Annotated in this window: 16 protein-coding genes; 6 read left to right on the top strand and 10 right to left on the bottom strand. The window is 37.2% G+C overall.

Features of this window, described 5'->3' with window-relative positions; translation table 11 throughout:
- Positions 1 to 63: 63 nt before the first annotated feature.
- Both AC27IF_RS13820 and AC27IF_RS13825 read left to right on the top strand, forming a co-directional pair.
- Entirely contained in the window at positions 64 to 1,776 is a 1,713-nt protein-coding gene (locus AC27IF_RS13820; protein WP_487054923.1) for a proline--tRNA ligase, read from the top strand.
- A 200-nt stretch (positions 1,777 to 1,976) separates the two neighbouring features.
- Entirely contained in the window at positions 1,977 to 3,194 is a 1,218-nt protein-coding gene (locus AC27IF_RS13825) for a pyridoxal phosphate-dependent aminotransferase (protein ID WP_487054924.1), read from the top strand.
- On the opposite strand, the gene yfbR is transcribed toward AC27IF_RS13825, so the two are convergent.
- The 3 genes from yfbR to AC27IF_RS13840 all read right to left on the bottom strand — a co-directional run bounded on the left by yfbR (position 3,191) and on the right by AC27IF_RS13840 (position 6,116).
- Positions 3,191 to 3,808 carry a 5'-deoxynucleotidase gene (yfbR, locus tag AC27IF_RS13830; protein WP_487054925.1) on the bottom strand — a complete coding sequence of 206 codons (618 nt, stop codon included), beginning with the start codon at positions 3,806 to 3,808 and terminating at the stop codon, positions 3,191 to 3,193. The genes AC27IF_RS13825 and yfbR overlap by 4 nt on opposite strands.
- A gap of 38 nt (positions 3,809 to 3,846) precedes the next feature.
- The gene (locus tag AC27IF_RS13835) at positions 3,847 to 5,397 is read right to left on the bottom strand and encodes an HD domain-containing phosphohydrolase (RefSeq protein WP_487054926.1); all 1,551 of its coding nucleotides are present in this window, start codon (positions 5,395 to 5,397) and stop codon (positions 3,847 to 3,849) included.
- Between the two features lie 134 nt (positions 5,398 to 5,531).
- A complete protein-coding gene (locus AC27IF_RS13840) occupies positions 5,532 to 6,116 on the bottom strand; it encodes a DUF4136 domain-containing protein (protein ID WP_487054927.1) in 585 nt (194 codons plus the stop codon).
- 477 nt (positions 6,117 to 6,593) lie between these two features.
- On the opposite strand from AC27IF_RS13840, the gene AC27IF_RS13845 reads away from it, so the two are divergent.
- From AC27IF_RS13845 to AC27IF_RS13855, 3 genes are all read left to right on the top strand, one after another.
- Positions 6,594 to 8,321 (top strand): acetolactate synthase 3 large subunit, encoded by a 1,728-nt coding sequence (locus AC27IF_RS13845; protein ID WP_487054928.1) that lies wholly within the window; start codon positions 6,594 to 6,596, stop codon positions 8,319 to 8,321.
- The gene (gene ilvN / locus AC27IF_RS13850) at positions 8,321 to 8,818 is read left to right on the top strand and encodes an acetolactate synthase small subunit (protein ID WP_487054929.1); all 498 of its coding nucleotides are present in this window, start codon (positions 8,321 to 8,323) and stop codon (positions 8,816 to 8,818) included. The genes AC27IF_RS13845 and ilvN overlap by 1 nt, the downstream gene beginning before the upstream one ends.
- 65 nt (positions 8,819 to 8,883) lie before the next feature.
- On the top strand, positions 8,884 to 9,093 hold the full coding sequence (locus AC27IF_RS13855) for a DUF1653 domain-containing protein (RefSeq protein WP_487054930.1): 210 nt from the start codon (positions 8,884 to 8,886) through the stop codon (positions 9,091 to 9,093).
- On the opposite strand, the gene AC27IF_RS13860 is transcribed toward AC27IF_RS13855, so the two are convergent.
- From AC27IF_RS13860 to AC27IF_RS13875, 4 genes are all read right to left on the bottom strand, one after another.
- Positions 9,090 to 9,359 (bottom strand): acylphosphatase, encoded by a 270-nt coding sequence (locus tag AC27IF_RS13860; RefSeq protein ID WP_487054931.1) that lies wholly within the window; start codon positions 9,357 to 9,359, stop codon positions 9,090 to 9,092. The genes AC27IF_RS13855 and AC27IF_RS13860 overlap by 4 nt on opposite strands.
- 96 nt (positions 9,360 to 9,455) lie before the next feature.
- Positions 9,456 to 10,295 (bottom strand): LytR/AlgR family response regulator transcription factor, encoded by an 840-nt coding sequence (locus tag AC27IF_RS13865; RefSeq protein WP_487054932.1) that lies wholly within the window; start codon positions 10,293 to 10,295, stop codon positions 9,456 to 9,458.
- 31 nt (positions 10,296 to 10,326) lie between these two features.
- Entirely contained in the window at positions 10,327 to 11,397 is a 1,071-nt protein-coding gene (locus AC27IF_RS13870) for a sensor histidine kinase (protein WP_487054933.1), read from the bottom strand.
- A 113-nt stretch (positions 11,398 to 11,510) separates the two neighbouring features.
- Entirely contained in the window at positions 11,511 to 11,861 is a 351-nt protein-coding gene (locus tag AC27IF_RS13875) for an HIT domain-containing protein (RefSeq protein WP_487054934.1), read from the bottom strand.
- A gap of 467 nt (positions 11,862 to 12,328) precedes the next feature.
- On the opposite strand from AC27IF_RS13875, the gene AC27IF_RS13880 reads away from it, so the two are divergent.
- Positions 12,329 to 13,396, top strand: coding sequence for a M14 family metallopeptidase (locus tag AC27IF_RS13880; RefSeq protein ID WP_487054935.1), 1,068 nt, complete (start codon positions 12,329 to 12,331; stop codon positions 13,394 to 13,396).
- Positions 13,397 to 13,415: 19 nt separating this feature from the next.
- Here AC27IF_RS13880 and deoA read toward each other — a convergent pair whose 3' ends face one another.
- The 3 genes from deoA to AC27IF_RS13895 all read right to left on the bottom strand — a co-directional run bounded on the left by deoA (position 13,416) and on the right by AC27IF_RS13895 (position 18,482).
- Positions 13,416 to 14,717: a thymidine phosphorylase gene (gene deoA, locus AC27IF_RS13885; RefSeq protein WP_487054936.1), complete on the bottom strand. Its 1,302-nt coding sequence runs from the start codon at positions 14,715 to 14,717 to the stop codon at positions 13,416 to 13,418.
- Positions 14,718 to 14,738: 21 nt separating this feature from the next.
- A complete protein-coding gene (locus tag AC27IF_RS13890) occupies positions 14,739 to 15,197 on the bottom strand; it encodes a cytidine deaminase (protein WP_487054937.1) in 459 nt (152 codons plus the stop codon).
- 141 nt (positions 15,198 to 15,338) lie between these two features.
- Positions 15,339 to 18,482 carry a TonB-dependent receptor gene (locus tag AC27IF_RS13895; protein ID WP_487054938.1) on the bottom strand — a complete coding sequence of 1,048 codons (3,144 nt, stop codon included), beginning with the start codon at positions 18,480 to 18,482 and terminating at the stop codon, positions 15,339 to 15,341.
- Positions 18,483 to 18,645: the final 163 nt, after the last annotated feature.

The following is an 18,645-nucleotide window of genomic DNA, read 5'->3' on the forward strand; positions in this document are numbered from 1 at the left end:
TATTTGTTACCGCTAGCTTCTTATACTTTTAGTTAGTGGAAATCTTTACGGAATTATAGTGTCATGCGTACCAGCCAATACCTACTCTCTACTTTAAAAGAGACACCTGCCAGTGCAGAAGTAATCAGCCATCAATTAATGCTTAGGGCAGGACTTGTTCGTAATCTTGCTTCAGGCTTATATACTTGGTTGCCTACTGGTTTAAGAGTATTGAAAAAAGTTGAAAATATTGTGCGTGAAGAAATGCAGCGTGCAGATGTGAATGAAATTTCAATGCCAATGGTACAACCTGCAGACTTATGGGAAGAGTCTGGTCGCTGGGATGATTACGGCCCGGAATTATTGAGATTACATGATCGCCATCAGCGCCCTTTTGTATTAGGACCAACACACGAAGAAGTTATCACAAAATTAGTTGCTAACGAACTAAGTAGTTACAAACAGTTGCCATTATCTCTCTTTCAAATTCAGCAAAAATTTCGTGATGAAATTCGCCCACGTTTCGGTGTCATGCGTGGACGAGAGTTCTTAATGAAAGATGCTTACTCTTTCCATTTAGAGCAAGAGTGTTTAGAGAAAACCTATCAAAAAATGTTTGATGCCTATTGTAAAATATTTGACCGACTGGGTTTAAATTATCGACCAGTATTGGCCGATACGGGCTCTATAGGCGGGGATGCTTCACATGAGTTTCATGTGCTTGCCGACTCGGGTGAGGATGATATCGCTTTTAGTGATGAGAGTGATTTTGCAGCGAACATTGAAAAGGCACAAGCCCTTGCACCAAACGGTGAACGCGCTCAAGCAACAAAAGAATTAACTAAAATAGATACACCAAATACAAAATCGATTGATGATGTCGTAAGTTTATTAGATATCGATATCAAAACAATTGTTAAAACGTTACTTGTTTGTGGTGTAGAAAATGAGCAAGGTGAAACGCCATTAGTTGCGTTAATTGTTCGTGGTGATCATCAACTTAACGAAATCAAAGCCGAGCATTTACCTCAAGTTGCAGCTCCTTTAACTTTCGCCAATGAAGAACAAATATTAACTGTAGCGGGTTGTAATTCAGGCTCTATCGGACCTGTGTCACTAAACTGTGAAATAATTGTTGACCACAGCGCTGCTCAGTTAAGTGATTTCGTTTGTGGCGCAAATGTCAATGACAAACATCTAACCGGCGTAAACTGGGAACGAGACTGTTCATCGTTCACCGTTACAGATATTCGTAATGTTGTAGAAGGCGACCCTAGCCCATGTGGACAAGGTAAAATAGTCATCAAGCGTGGTATAGAAGTGGGACATATTTTCCAGCTTGGTTCAAAATATGCTCAAGCGATGAACTGCTCGGTATTAAATGAAGGTGGTAAAAACCAAACGTTAACTATGGGTTGTTATGGCATCGGTGTTTCACGAATTGTCGCTGCTGCTATTGAACAAAATCATGACAAATACGGGATAAAATGGCCACAAGCTATTGCACCATTTCAAGTTGCAATAGTGCCAATGAACATGGCTAAATCTGCACGTGTTAAAGAAACTGCTGAAACATTATATGAGCAATTAAACCAAGCCGGTATTGAAGTACTATTTGATGATCGTAAAGAGCGCCCAGGCGTGATGTTTGCCGATCATGAGCTAATGGGTACACCATTGTTACTTATTATTGGCGAGCGTAATTTAGATGCACAGCAAATCGAGTTAAAAAATCGCATTACTGGTGAAAAGTCACTTATGACTATAAGTGATGTTATGTCACTTTTTGATAAATAGATTATCATCAATCAGTTTTAAAAGGGGCTATATGCCCCTTTTTAGTCACTGGCTATTAATAAAATGGCCTTGTTATGCTTTTTTAATAAAATTTTTTGCAATTATTCATTAAAAACTTAATCTTAGCTATTTCAATACCCCTCATTATTAGCAACAATGTAACATTACCCTCAATTCCCTAATTTAAGAAGTAGTTCACCATGAAAGCAATAAACAAGTCATCTAAACTCAGCAATGTATGTTATGAAATTAGAGGACAAATTGCAGCAGAGGCCCGCCGTTTAGAAGACGAAGGTCATAAAATTCTTAAATTAAATATTGGAAACCCTGCCCCATTTGGTTTTGAAGCGCCTGATGATATTTTAAAAGATGTTATACATAATCTACCTAGCTCGCAGGGATATAGTGAATCACAAGGTATTTATTCTGCTCGCGTTGCTGTAATGCAGTACTTTCAACAGCAAGGTATCAAAGATGTACGTGTTGATGATATTTTTATCGGTAACGGTGTTAGTGAACTCATCGTTATGGCTATGCAAGGATTACTTAATAATGATGATGAGGTATTGATCCCTGCTCCAGACTATCCACTATGGACAGCTGCAGTATCACTTTCAGGCGGTAAAGCGATACACTACCGCTGTGATGATGAAAATTATTGGTATCCAGACCTTGATGATATGGCGGCTAAAATAACGGATAAAACTAAGGCTATAGTCCTTATTAATCCGAATAACCCTACCGGTGCTGTCTACCCTGAAGAAATTCTTCAAGGAATCCTTGCATTAGCAAGAAAGCATAGCTTGATTATTTTCAGTGACGAGATTTACGATAAAATTCTTTATGATCAAGCCAAGCATATTCCTATCGCTTCCCTAGCTCAAGATGTATTAATTATTACCATGGGAGGTTTATCTAAAAATTACCGTATTGCTGGTTTTAGAGCCGGTTGGATGGTGGTTTCAGGCCCTAAAATTCATGCTGAAGATTATTTAGAAGGTTTAACTATCCTCGCTTCAATGCGTTTATGTGCAAACGTTCCTTGTCAACACGCTATTCAAACCGCTTTAGGTGGCTATCAAAGTATTAATGAGTTGATTGAAGGGGATGGCAGATTACTTAAACAACGCAATACTGCTGTAAGTATGATCAATGATATCGATGGTTTATCGTGTAATACCGCGATGGGTGCCCTGTATCTTTTTGTAAAAGTGGATGCTGAAAAGTTTAATATTAAAGATGATGAAAAGATGGTTTTAGATCTACTAAAACAAGAAAAAATATTACTCGTACACGGTAGTGCCTTTAACATCACTGAAAAAAATTATTTCAGATTGGTATTTTTACCGCATGTTGATGAGTTAATACCTGCATTAGAAAAGTTAAAGAGTTTCTTTGCTACCTATAAGCAAATCTAGTCAGGACGAGAAAGCTCATCGAGTGTTTGCATACAAGCAGGGAATTGAGAGTTATAAAATTCAGCAACTTCTGGCCATTGTTGACAATGGTCAGCCACCCTTTTTTCAAGTAATTTACAAGCATCAGTAAATTCCCTGTTACCGCCATTCACTTCTGCCAAACTATAATGATATGCAGCCAAATCATCAGCAGATTTAACTATCGCCTTAATTTGTTTATCAATATTGGATTGAATGACAAAGGGAGCCATTGCTTCATGTAGATAATCAGGTAAGCCTGAATACACCATTGAGTGTTCAACCTCACTTTCAATTTTTTTTATTTGCTTAGTTAAGTCAGGGTTATAATATTTTAATGGGCTGGGAATATCTCCCACTCCTCCAGATTCTGAAGCCTCGTGATAAAGTGCTGTAATGGCGATTAATGCCGGATCATAATTGCGATCAAACTTTAGCTTACCTATTAAAGCAATTTGATGACTGATCAGTGACACTTCAAAAGAGTGTTGAGCACAAGTTTCTGCTTCTCGTGTCGTCATTAGTGGCCATCTAATGATTTTTCTTAAGCGAAGCATCCAAGCAGTAAAGCTACCCTTTTTATGATGAAACATCATAATATTTCAATAGTAGAAGATTAGTGTGATTTTTCAATTTAATGCTCATCTGGATCAGGGTACTGCTCTCTTATCGCTGAGAAATTATCATAATCATCGATAATGATATCGACTAATTTATCTTCAAATTTAATATTTTTTTGCTCAACCAAATATCCTTTAATTTTATCATCCGTCCAAGGCTCTTTGTAACAACGTTTAGAGCCAAGCGCATCGAATACATCCGCAATAGCCATAATTCGAGCTTCAATAGGTATATCATCCCCAACTAAACCTTCAGGATAACCAGAGCCATCCCAATTTTCATGATGATAATGAGCTAACCGCGCTGCTAATTTAGACACACTCACTGTCGATTTTTCTAAAATATCACCACCAATTTGCGCGTGTGATTGCATTATGTTCCACTCATCACCTTCAAGCTTCCCTGGCTTGTGAAGTATATATTCAGGGATAGCAATCTTACCTAAGTCATGTAATGGTGCTGCCAAACGTAAAGCCTCAATAAATGCCTCACTCATGCCTAAGTGTTTAGCAATTAATTCACAAATAATGGCGACTCTTTTAACGTGAGATCCAGTTTCCTTACTGCGAGCTTCTACAGCTTCACCAACAATAAAGAGCAATTCTTTTTGTGTTTTTTCAATCTCTTTTTGACGCGTTAGCCCTTCTAAAATTAAAGCGACATTCGTCGCGAATAATTCAGCTAGACTGGCTTTAAAGTGCTCATTGTCATCCTCAAATTCAATATAAAGCACTGAGGCTGCGTTTACAGCAGCTTGGTAATAACCAACAAAACATTTCTCATCGCTATAATGAGCTTTATTAATGAATACTTGTTGTATTTTTTCTTTGACTTCATCATCAATGTCAGATGATTCTAGTGAGTCTGATTCACAAACATACTTCCCAGTACAAGCAATAATTAAGTTGGTTGCATTTAAATCAAAATCAATCTGAGTCCGAGCGATATATAAAGCTGAGCTTTCAACATTCATTAAGGCTAATAAGTGATTTAACGCCGCTGAGCCAAAAGATTTCAATTGATGTATTTTTAGTAAATCGTGAGTAGTTTCAATAAGCTTCTTAAAAGCATCTAAACTACGCTGAATAGTCATAATATCGCGATAGGCACGTATACTTGCGTAAACGGTCGTTATCATTTTATTGGAAGTAAAGTCGGTTTTTTCTTTGTAATCATTAATATCAAAATCTTTAATGACTTTAGCTTCAGGTGCTGTGCCTGCTTGACCAGTACGTAACACTAAACGTATAGCTTGGTTTTTTAAATCTTCCCTGATCCATTGTACTAACTCTAAACCTGCATGATCTGTTTCCATAACAACATCAACAAAAGCCATACAGAAATCACTATCATTTAATAATGTTTTTTTTGCTTCTTCCATAGAGTACACAGAAACAATTTCTAAATGGCGATTCTCAATTTCAGCATCAGATAAAACTAACTTCGTTACTTGATGTACCGAGTCATCATCATCAACAACTAATATACGCCATTTCTTTTGCGTTTTATTAGTAACTTTCTTATCTGAGTCTAAAGGTTCATCCTTAAAGATAAAATCATTCATTGCTACATACTATTCTTATAACAGGCCTTATATTAGAGTGTAATCTAGATAATAAAAAATGCACTAAAATATTAAAATATATATAAAAAAAGCAGCTAATGCCGCTTTAATGTTTAATCACAAATTTATTCAACTTAGTGAAATTGTGCAACCACTTGGTGAACGATATCTCTAATCGTTGCTGAAGGTGCTTCTTTATCCGAATCGGTTATACGTTTAACTGCCCAACCATGCCAAGCTGGCTGATGCGTTTTAACATCATAAACATCTACTGCTAATTTTCCTTCGGTATACTGTCTAACACGGGTTTCTGTGCCCATATTTGCACCGTACATACCGCCGTAATAGCCGCCGTAATAACCTCTACCCCAGCCAAAACTAGAATTATAGCTTGCTGGATAGCTGCTAACCTTGATTTTATCTCTGTTACCTACAGTATAAGAGATAGCAAAATCAGCTTTTTCTGCATCTTCAATTAATTTATAACCTTTTGCCATGAATGCTTTTTCAATTTCTTCATCAACACGTATTTTCATTACCGGATTAATATCTTCTGCTGGCGCCATTATCTTGCCAGGAGTTAACCACGCAAATGTTTTATATGTAGCGGTATCTATTTTAGTATTTTTATCAAAATCGACATCAGCTTCATAAGTACTTGAACAACTAGCAACAGCAACAATAAATACTGCGGTAATTACTTTCTTTAAATAAGTCATATTATTTTTCCATGTTTCGCCGATAAGTATAATACCTACAGCCTACTCTGTTAGTAACGACAATACTGTCATGAAATGTAACTATAAAACAATATTTGCAACTAAAATAGCAAAAACAATAAATTATAGTTAGATTTAATGTTTATATGACTAGGTCAATACTCAGTACTGTATTTTATTGATGTAATTGCGAGTACTTTTGTATTTAATGGTTGACACTTGCCACTAAACCCTTTAAAAATAGAGCCAAGCTTTACTGTAATTTAAAGAGATTAATTCAGGAAATCATGAATTCATTTACACACATTAGCAAACTCAATAACGTCCTCATAGTCGTGGTGATTGTCAAATCACTACGAGGGTTGAATTGTCTAAAAAGCTAAGTGTAATTAAGCAACTAAACAAAACCAAACCCTCGCTCTTTATAAGGCCGAGGGTTTTTTATATTTAATCAAAGATAGAATTAAGGATATTAGCATGACAACAGAGCTATTTACTGGTGCTGAAATGGTAGTTAAGGCGCTATCAGCACTAAAGGTAAAATACATTTTTGGCTACCCTGGTGGCTCAGTATTAGATCTATATGATGCTATTTTTCAACAAGACGAAATTGAACATATTCTAGTACGCCATGAACAAGCAGCCACTCACATGGCAGACGGCTACACGCGTTCAACAGGTGAAGTAGGAGTGGTTTTAGCCACTTCAGGACCTGGCGCGACCAATTGCGTAACCGGTATTGCTACAGCTTACATGGACTCTATTCCCATGGTTGTATTAGCGGGTCAAGTGCCCACCACGCTCATTGGTAATGATGCTTTTCAGGAAACAGATATAGTTGGCTGTACCCGTCCCATTATTAAACATAGTTTCAATTGCCGTGATCTAGCTGATATTCCAAACGTTCTTGCCAAAGCTTTTTTTATAGCCAGTACAGGGAGACCGGGTCCTGTTGTTGTTGAGTTGCCAAAAGACCTACTGATCCCGCAAAACAAGGCTGAATTTAATATTGATCTAAATGTTAAACTACGCTCTTACAATCCGAATGTTAATGGTCATCCAAAACAAATTCGTAAAGCTGTTAAAACTATCAGCGAAGCTGAAAGATTAGTGGTGTATTCCGGTGGCGGTATTGTGCTATCCGATGCTTCAGAATTATTAACAGAGCTAGTTGAAACACTTAAGGCACCAGTAACCAATACATTAATGGGTCTAGGAGGTATTTCTGGTACTCATGACAATTTTGTTGGAATGCTAGGTATGCATGGCTCTTTCGAAGCCAATAAAACCATGGCGAATGCCGATGTGATTTTAGCTCTAGGTGCACGTTTTGATGATAGGGTTACCAACAATGTAGAAAAATTCTGCCCAAATGCCACCATTATTCATGTTGATATTGACCCTACTTCCATCTCAAAAACCATTAATGCCCATATACCAGTAGTAGGTTTAGTGGATGTAGTTATTAAACAAATTCTTGCAGAGCTTGAAGCTACTAAATTTACTCCCAATGATGAAGCACTAAAAGATTGGTGGCAACAGATAAATTTATGGCGTGATATGCGACATGTAGGATACAAGCAGGTTGAAGGTGAAAAAATTAAACCACAACGAGTTGTTGAAGCACTGTATAGAATAACTAAAGGTGAAGCTTATATCGCATCAGATGTAGGTCAACATCAAATGTTTGCTGCACAATACTATCCATTTGAAAAACCTCGACAGTGGATAAACTCTGGAGGTGCCGGCACCATGGGCTTTGGTTTACCTGCAGCGATGGGAGCAAAACTTGCTTTCCCTGATAAGCATGTCATTTGTATAACCGGTGATGGCTCAATTCAAATGAATATTCAAGAGTTGTCAACCTGTCTGCAATACAACTTACCAGTTGTCATAGTCACACTCAACAATCGCTCACTTGGTATGGTTCGTCAATGGCAAGACATGGTTTATGATGGGCGTCATGCTTCATCTTACATGGAGTCCTTACCCGACTTCATTAAAATCGCCGAAGCTTATGGTCATGTAGGTATAAAAATAGACACCTTAGATGAGTTAGATAGTAAACTTGAACAAGCTTTTGAAATTAAAAACAAACTAGTATTTGTTGATGTATTAGTTGATGAAAAAGAACATGTATACCCTATGCATATCCGCCAAGGTGCGATTGATGATATGTGGGTAGAAAAAGGAGTAAAAGCATAATGCGTCATATTTTATCAATATTACTAGAGAACGAACCCGGTGCGTTATCCAATATTGTCGGCTTGTTTTCACAGCGTGCTTTTAATATAGAAAGCTTAACGGTTGCTCCAACTGACGATAATACGTTATCTCGCATCACAATAGCCACCATTGGCAATGATCAAGTGTTAGAGCAAATAGTGAAGCAAGTAAATAAGTTAATTGATGTGATAAAGATCACGGACTTAACAGAAAGAAAACATGTTGAACGCGAATTGCTATTAGTAAAAGTTGCTGCAATGAATGATAAATCAAGAACCGAAGTTAAGCGAATCAGTGATATTTTCAGAGGTAACATTGTTGATATCGGTAAGCAAATTTATACCGTAGAGTTAACGGGTAGTAGTGATAAGCTCAATGCTTTTATCGAAACGTTAAATAACGAAACGGAAATAATTGAGTCAGTTCGCTCAGGTTGTGTCGGTATAGCTCGCGGCGAAAAGGCGTTACGAGTATAATAGTAAGGCCGTAGAGTAGTGAATCTCTACGGCCTTACATCGTCAAATATAATTAAGAGATAAAAATGGTCAAACTAGGTAAATATCAACATTTTAAAGGAAATTATTATCAAGTACTTCATATTGCTAGGCACAGTGAAACAGAGGAGTATTTAGTCGTTTATCACCCAGAAAGTGATAAAAGCGATATTTGGGTTCGTCCGATAGCAATGTTCAATGAATCAATTGAACGTGATGGCAAAACCATACAGCGTTTTCAATATATTGCTGATTAACTAATGGCAAAAAAACTATGCTCTTGCCAGTCAACTTGTTTTTTCTGCATTTGAGTAACTTCTGCTTGTTTTGGTCCATGTTTTAGCCAAGCAAGCATTTTTTCAACATTATCTTCTTCACCGCATATCATCAATTCAACATCTCCATCGGCTAAGTTTTTTGCATAACCACTTAAACCATAATCAATGGCTTTTTGTTGACTTGATACTCTAAAATACACACCTTGCACCTTCCCTGATACATGAGCGATATAGCTTACATTCATAGTGAATACTCTTTTTTTATATTATTAACTAGAGTATAGACGCTTTAAAATAAACAGAAAGAAAACCTAACAATTATCTAAAAACAACTTTAATGGTTAACTGTTTATCGCTAATTTTACTTTTTCTTTGTAACTACGGCTTACTTTTAATTCTTTACCGTTTTTTAATACCAAGAAATATTCGCCGTTAATTTGGCTACAGAATTTTTGAATGTAATGTTTATTTACAATGGTTGAACGATGATTTCTGATAAACAATTTTGGATCAAGATGCTCCTCAAGTTGTTTCATAGTTTTACGCAAAATTAGCGTACTTTCTTGACTATGATTTGTGTTATCGAACGTATGAACACACATATAATCACCTGCCGCATCTATCCAAATAATATCTTTTACGGGCACCCTACTCACTTCACCTGCATCTTTAATTGCAAGGACATCAGAATAGCTAGAAAGACTCACAGGTTGATTATTAGCGAGCTCTGTTAAAATCTTTTGACAATCATTACCTGTAACATCACTGACTAAACGAACGAGTTTAGCTTTGTGATCTGCATCTGTACTAGAGTTGAAGTAACTTCTTATTTTTGTAATCGTTTGATCAAGACGCTCTTCATCTGCGGGTTTCATAATGTAATCTAATGCATGCACTTCAAATGCTTTAATCGCATATTGATCAAATGCCGTAGCAAAAACCACCATAGGTAACTTTAAACCTTGGTTATTAATTTCCTCAATCACTTGAAAGCCATTTAGGCCAGGCATTTGAATATCAAGAAACATTAAATCAACTTTATAGGCACGTACCGCTTCGACAGCTTCCCTACCATTACTGCACTGTGCAACAATATTAATATCATCATAAGCTTGTAAACGCACCATCAACCCCTTACGAGCAAGGGGTTCATCGTCAACTATGATTGTTCTAAGTGTCATAACCTAAAATCCTGTTATTCATTTATGTGGGTTATTCACCTGTAAATTCAAGTGGCATACGTATGCTCACTTTAACACCTGAAGGGGTATTGTTGGCAACAACTAAAGAAAAGTTTTCTTTATATAATGCTTGTAATCGTTCTCTTGTATTGACTAATCCAACACCATTTTCACGAAATAAATTGCCATCAACAATATCAGCACCCGGACCATCATCAGCCACTTCTATCATCAAATCATGAGCAAAATTGGTCACGGAAATAGTAATCGCGCCCCCTTGCTCTTGGGTAGCGATGGCATGTTTAATGGCATTTTCAGCCAAAGGTTGCAAGATCATGCTAGGAACCAGTGCTTTTTGACAGTTTTCATCAATATTGAAATGTACTTGTAATCTATCTTCAAAACGCACTTTTTCTATCGCCAAATATAACTCTAGCGCTTGAATTTCACTGATCAAGGTTACTTTTTTCATCGGATCTTTATCAAGAGAATAGCGTAAAAATTCACTTAACTTGGTCACCATACTATTGGCGGTTGAATTTTCTTTTAATAAGATCAGAGTCGAAATAGCATTTAACGTATTAAACAAAAAATGTGGATTTAATTGATATCTCAGCATTTTTAACTGAGCTTGATGGGCAACCGTATTTGCTTTTAACACGCGCTGCTTTTCAATTTGCAGCATTTGATAATATTTGGTGCCAAAATACAAACCGCTCCAACTCAGGATTATATAAAATGACCATACACTCGATTTTGTGTACATCAACCAAAAGTCAGGTTGATAACCGTGCTTATATATTTCCCAATAGTTTATATTTTTAATTACTTGCCAGAGAACACCGGTAAAATAAGAAGCGAAAACAACAACCAAACCTATCTTAATCGGCGTTAAATTCCAAACACGGCGATAAACATAACGTAAAGGGACAGTGATTAACCATCCGGCATAAGCATTAAGAAAAATGATAACTACAAAAATGTCACGTAAATCATGCAATAAAGAGCCAAGATAATGCACTAGCGCAAAACCAAACCAACCTGCACTATGGGCTAACCAAAATAAACGGTTTCTATTTTCGAGTAATTCTTTCCAATTCACATAAAGTCCTAACTTATTTACATTTATTAATTATGCGTTAGCCTCTGAGTAAGTGCACTGCTTTTAATCGTAACTTTGTAACCGTTTATCGCTTTTATCATTAAAAACTATGACTAAACAGACAACATTGGCCCTAATCGTTGTCCCCCCAATAAATGCATATGAATATGAAAGACCTCTTGTCCGCCATCTTCATTACAATTAATTATTAATCTATATCCATTCTCATCAATGCCCTCTTCCTTTGCTAACTTTTTTGCGACAGTGATCATGCGACCTAAGGCTAACTCATCCGCTTCATCAACATCATTAATGGTTGGTATAAGTTTATTGGGTACGATAAGAATATGAGTATCCACTCTTGGTGCAATATCTCTAAATGCAGTGACCAGTTCGTCTTGGTAAAGCAAAGGGGTCGGTATTTCTTGTCTAATTATTTTTGAAAATATTGTTTCTTCAGCCATGTGTAAAACTCAACTATTAATGTTGCCAATAGTTTAGCGCGGAAATATTGTTAAACCAAATGGATTATCCAATCTATTGTTACGATGACATTTATTTGGTCATCAACCACTTTTATTGACCTTAATCAAAGCTAAGCAATAGTGATATATGACATGCTATAGCTCAAATTATTAGCTGATACAGGGCTGTTGATCTTTCGAGATTGTTTTTGCAGCGAATTGTTGGGTATTTATACAAGGTAGAGCCTTTGCCATGTGGTTGTTCCACATAAAAAGGCGACAACGCCGTAAAAATGACCAACAAACGGGGTCGAAGGATTCGGCTAAAAGCGCTTTACTCATTGTTGAGTAGTATTTGCTTAGAATGACTAGGCTAAAAACTACTCGCCGCAATTAAAACGCTTTTATCTCGAACAAAATTTAACCGCGAAAGATCAATAGCCCCTAGTCAAACTTAGGATAACGATATGGACATAGATTATAGCGAGATTAATTACCTACAAGATCCTAAAACACAAGAGTTACAGGCTGATTATGTACAGTTTTTATTGTCGATGACAGGCCCAACTGTTATTGATATCACAGGAGCTAATACCAATAGCTACCGAGTCATTGTGACACTGCTACAAGGTGACGAGCCTTCAGGATTAATTGCGATACATAGATGGTTAACTACTAGAGATGAAAGTGAACTTCCTCACAGTAATTTACGCTTAATCATTTGCTCTGTAGAAGCAGCTTCACAAAAACCTATTTTCACCAATCGTTTTATCAGTGGTAGTAAAGATATTAATCGATGCTTTGGCAAAGCAGGACAACATCATAGCTTTCAAGACGACCAACAAGGCTGTTACGAAAGAGCAAACTTGATAGAACAAGCGATACGTGAAGTTCAAGCGGATATGATAATCGATCTTCACAATGCAAAAAGTCCGGGCCCAACCTTCGCTATTAGCTCAACAATCACCACAGAAACCTTATCCATAGCAGCATTTTTTTGCCAAACATTAATCTTATCTGACTTAAGTTTAGGCTCACTAATGGAGCAAAACTTTTCCTGTCCATTAATTACAATTGAATGCGGCGGCTCTTTAGATGAGCAAGCCCATGAAGTTGCTTATTCAGGCATTAAGCAACTAGTACAAGCGGGTAATATTGATTATATTCATCAAGCCAAAAATGTTGAAGTTATCTATCGCCCACTAAGGTTACACCTTAATAAAGATGTAAATTTATCATATGCAAAACATGATGAAGGCTATAGCGGTGTAACATTAAAAGATAACATTGAATATTTTAACTATGGTGGTGCTCATCAAGACGAAATGATTGGTTGGCTCGATGGTAATGGCATAGACAACTTAATGCTCTTCGATAAAAATGGAGACAACGTCATTAATGAGTACTTTTATAGCCGAGATAACCAATTAGTCTGCAAACGAAATATACGTATTTTCAAGGCAACCACACAAAAAAAAGCAGCCTTAAACGACTGCTTATTCTATTTAGTAAAACAGAATATTAATGACACTTAATATCTGCCAATTAATAGTACTAATAAATAATAGGCGACTCTATTACAGGAGTTTCTGCAAAGCTAATCGAAGCTAAATACTGCTCACTCGCTTTGTTTGCACTATCAACTGAGCTTGCATGAACTCTTGCCAAAACATCCCCTCGATTAACTAAGGTTCCTATCGGTAAAATTCGATCAAAGCCAACACTATGATCTATTTTAGCGCCATTATCGATACGGCCACCGCCGAGTGAAACAACCGCTAAACCGATATCTTTTGTTTGCATCTCGCTGATATACCCATGACATGGTGCGAGTACTTCAACGATATAGTCAGCCTTAGCCATCGATTGCCAAGGATTCTCGATTAAGTCACTTGGGCCACCTAAGGCATAGATCATCTTGTCAAATATTTCAGCCGCTTTACCTGAGGATAAAGCCATGTCTACTTTTGCTTGAGCATCGACGTCACCATCAGCTAACTTAGTATTAATTAACATAGCTTTAGCTAATGTAACCACGACATGATGCAGCCTAGGCTCACGTAATTTCCCAGTTAAATACTTTACCGTTTCATAAATCTCTAAGGCGTTGCCTGCTGTACTGCCAAGCACCTGATTCATATCAGTAATAATTGCTTGGGTGTTAACCCCAGCATTGTTGGCAACTGTGGTAATACTCTTTGCAAGTATTTTAGCCTCTTTTAAGGATGTCATTTGTGCGCCATTACCTACTTTAATATCCATAACTAAAGTGTCTAACCCGGCAGCAAGTTTCTTTGATAAAATTGATGCCGTAATGAGCTCAACAGAGGCTACTGTTGAGGTAACATCCCTAATGGCATATAAACGCCTATCAGCTGGTGCAAGCTCTGGGGTTTGAGAAATAATTGCCACCCCCAGCTCTTTTACTACGTCTTTAAATTTTGATAAAGAAGGCTGAACATTAAAACCAGATATGCTTTCAAGTTTATCTGCTGTACCACCAGTGTGACCAAGACCGCGCCCAGAAATCATAGGAACGTAACCACCACACGCGGCAACAATCGCTGCAAGCATAAAACTGACTTTATCGCCAACACCACCAGTAGAGTGCTTATCAACGATAGGCCCTTCTATGTCGGGCCAAGATAATACTTGACCAGAATGCATCATAGATTGAGTTAATGCTACCGTCTCATGTTCACTTAAGCCGTGTTGAAAAATAGCCATTGCCATGGCGCCAACTTGCGCATCATTGAATTCGTTTGACACTAAACCATCAACAAAAAAACTTATTTCATCGTTTAGTAAGGGTAAATTATCTCGCTTTTTTGCAATAATTTCTTGAGGTAACAACATTAGTAATCCTTATTCCTTTTCTTAGTCGTTCTGCGTCTTATCAAGTAGCTCAGCTGGCGTAAATGCATCAGGCAATAGTTGTGCAATAGTCCATTGAAGATGCTCGTTAAGATGATTCACTGACATAATGACAGCTGTTGGCTGGAAAAATTCACTGATAACTTGTCTACAAGCACCACATGGCGGGGTTAGTTTGACTTGCTCTGTATAGATAACCATTGCACTAAATTTAACCGCAGCACTATTTTCATTTTGAATGACACCTTGAGCAATACAGTTACGCTCAGCACAAACCGTCAAACCATAAGATGCATTTTCGACATTACAACCCTGAACAATGGTGTTACTCGTGGTTAACCCAGCAGCCCCAACATTAAAATCACTATAAGGCGCATAGGCTCTATGATAAGCAGTCCGCGCCTTTTCAATAAGCGCTGGCCAAGGCTTTTCTTCTATATTTTCAATTAATTTATTATTCATAAGCTCCACCCAACAAACCTGACCAATTAGTCAAGAACAGATGATATAGTAACATTATTTGTATATTTGTTAATAGCGCCATGAAAATTTTCCAAAAAAAACCGCACAATAAAGTGCGGTTTGTATTGAACTTGATTTAACTTAGAACTTATATGTTAAACCAACACGCACTTCCCAAAGAGAAGGCTCTACTTGTACACTTTGATCTTCATTGCCACTATAGAACTCTTCAAAAACATACTGACCTTGATCGTTGATTGAAGCTTCAACCATTTCATGACCCACAAAGGTACCTTTGCGCATAACGCCCCAATCATCATTTAACATATTGCCAATGTTTTTAACGATGAAGAAAGCACTACTCTTATGACCATCCATAAAGCCAGGTAACTCTTGCTCAACTTTTAAATCAAACGTTGTCCACCAATCGGCATTATGGCTATTGCGTTCTTGAATTTTACCACGTGATAGACCCTCGCTAGCAATAAATGCATCAAAGGCAGCTTTATCAAAGTCATCTCCATACACTACGTTTGCATCACCTTCTGTTGGAACATATAGAAGTTGACGTGAGCCATTCCAGTTACTGTCACCAAATGCACCATCAGAATCAGAGAATGTATAAGAGTACGGAGCTCCAGAGCTTGATTGACCAAATAAGCTAAAACGAGTTTGTAACTCAGAAATCAACTGCACTGAATAGTTTATTGTCATAGTAAAGCGATGTGGTATTTCATAGTCTGATGTAGCCATATGAGGATTCAAAGCATCAGTTGTTGCTAAGTTACCATAATTAGAGCCAGCTACTGAGCTTGTCATTGGATTTGCATCTTCAGACGACGTATATGAATAACCAATAGTTGCGTCTAATCCAAAATCAAATGCTTTATGAGCACCTAATGAAAAGACAGTAGATTTACCATCTCTATCACTATTAGTTAACACATATTCAAATGCACGGCCTGATGGGCTTTCTAGTAGAGGGCGTCCATCTGGAGCTACTTCACCAGAATATTGAATACCTGCATCTTTAATCGTGGCAGAGTTCATTTTCTTATTCAATAATAAATCGGCGGTAAAACTGTAACCACTATCAGTGGTATAGGTCGCACCTATTGAATACTTCCACTCTGATGGCACATCAAAATCAGGATCGATAGCATTTACCGAGCCATCACCACCTTGTTCTGGAATACCTGCAATTTCATCGTACATTGCTTGAGGTACACCATAAATTGGCGTACCTGGCGAAGTCCAATTATTAGCAAATAAATCTACTAAGCCATCATCATTTGTGACTAAATCTACATGGTATTCTCGTGTAGCAATTTGCACTAAACCATCATTTGAAAATGAGTTAGACAACCAAACATTTGGGTTACCACCAGAGTATAAACCAACACCTGCTCGTACATCTAAGTTATCATCAACAGTCCAATTAAAACCTACACGTGGCTGTAAAATACTAATACCATCAAAAGTTTCATTATTGGCATAACCGTAGCGGTCAACGAAGTTTTGGTTATAGCGAGGCTCGTCTGAACTCTTATACATGTCATAACGTAAACCAAACATTAATGTCGCGTCTATGTCTGTAAAGGTATACTCATCTTGTAAATAAAAAGTATGAACATCATAAGTAAACTCTTGACTTGCATCAGTTGGTTCATTGGTGCCAGCAGAGTTATTATAATAAATACGTGACGCTAAACCATTTTCAAAATCTTCAATTGAGTTGAATCTAAATTCACCATCAGTATGCTGCATAAATAAGTTAAAAGCAGTTAACGATTCATACTCATAACCTGCAGTTATAGTATGTGAATCTAAATAGTAGTTACCTGCGATTTTAAACGTTTGGTTATCCCAATAAAGCTTGTTACTTTGGCGTGAATCATCTGGACCTAAGAAAATCGTACTACCATTGTGACGTATTTGTACTTCACCAAAACCACTATCCGCATCTAATGACTCTTGACGATTATCAAGATCCATTTGCCCATAGCTCATCTGTGTCGAGAAATTATCCGACCAATCAGAGTATAAAGACACGACAAAAGATTTTAACTCTGCACCTTTTTCGTAAAAGTGACTATCAAGAGTTAATGCCCAGTCATCTGATTGGTCTAACTCAAAACCATCATTATAGTTATATACAAAACTTGCACGATGATCTTCATTGATGTTCCAATCAAGTTTTAATAAGAATTTTTCATCTTCAACAGGCATACTACCAGGCATACCACCCGCATCGTAATCATAAACACTTTGTGATGCAGCAAGTACTCTATCAACATCACCTTGAGCAATTTGATTACCTAAAGGTGAATAAGTAAATATTTCTGCCCCATCAAGTTTCTCATAAGAAACAAAAGCAAAAAGTTTATCTTCAATTAAAGGGAAGCCAACATTCACACCGTAACGTTTTTCGCTAAAACTTCCTAAGTCGTAATCTTCGCCTTCAATACTATCGCCTTTCATCGAGTCGTTAGTGTAGTCGTAAAAGAAACCACCGTGAACTTCATTAGTACCCGATTTACTAACAGCATTGATATTACAAGCACTAAAGCTACCGTACTTAACATCGTAAGGTGCAAGTTCAACAGACACTTGTTCAATAGAGTCAAAAGAAAATGGTACGCGAGTGGTAGGATAACCATTGGCATTTAAACCAAAGTTATCATTCATTTTCGCGCCATCTAGCGTCAGACTATTAAATCTTGGGCTACCACCACCACAATGAATAGCATCAGAGCGACTTTCATCAATATAAATTCTAGGGTCAGCTCTAACAATGTCTTTTAAATCACGATTGATAGCTGGCATGTTTGCTAAATCTTCAGCATTAAAGTGTGATGAAGGGCTAGCGCTACCAGAAAATTGCGACATTTTACGACCAGTTACCACGATAGTTTCAATGTCATCTGGGTTTTCTAAAGTTACATTAACAGGGTATGTTTCATCTAAAGTTAAAAATATATCTTTAACTTCAGTATCTTGAAACTTATCTGAATCAATGATTACTTTATATGGACCACCAACACGTAACCCCTTGGCAGTGAATAAGCCAGAGCTATTAACGGTTGCAGATTTAGTTGTACCTGATGGCACATGAATTATAGTGACTTTAGAGCCAACAGCAGCATTCCCCTGTGGACCAACAACTTGCCCCTTTAAAGCCGAGGTCGTGGTATTTGCTAAAACATCTGTTGAGATAACAGATGTAGATAAACCAAGCGCAACAACTAACGCGCCAGTTATGCGTGATAGAGAGTGGGTTTTCATTTGTAGTTTCCTTTAGTGTTTTGAATTTAATTCTTATTATTAACTGCCGTGCCATCAAAATAATAGCAGCAGATGTAATTAACTGCTTAATAGCCTGCAACAGTTTTATTACAATTTAATTAAAAAAATATCACAAATCAATTAAACTTACCATCAGGTCAAC

The sequence above is a fragment of the Colwellia sp. KS18-150 genome (assembly GCF_057551365.1).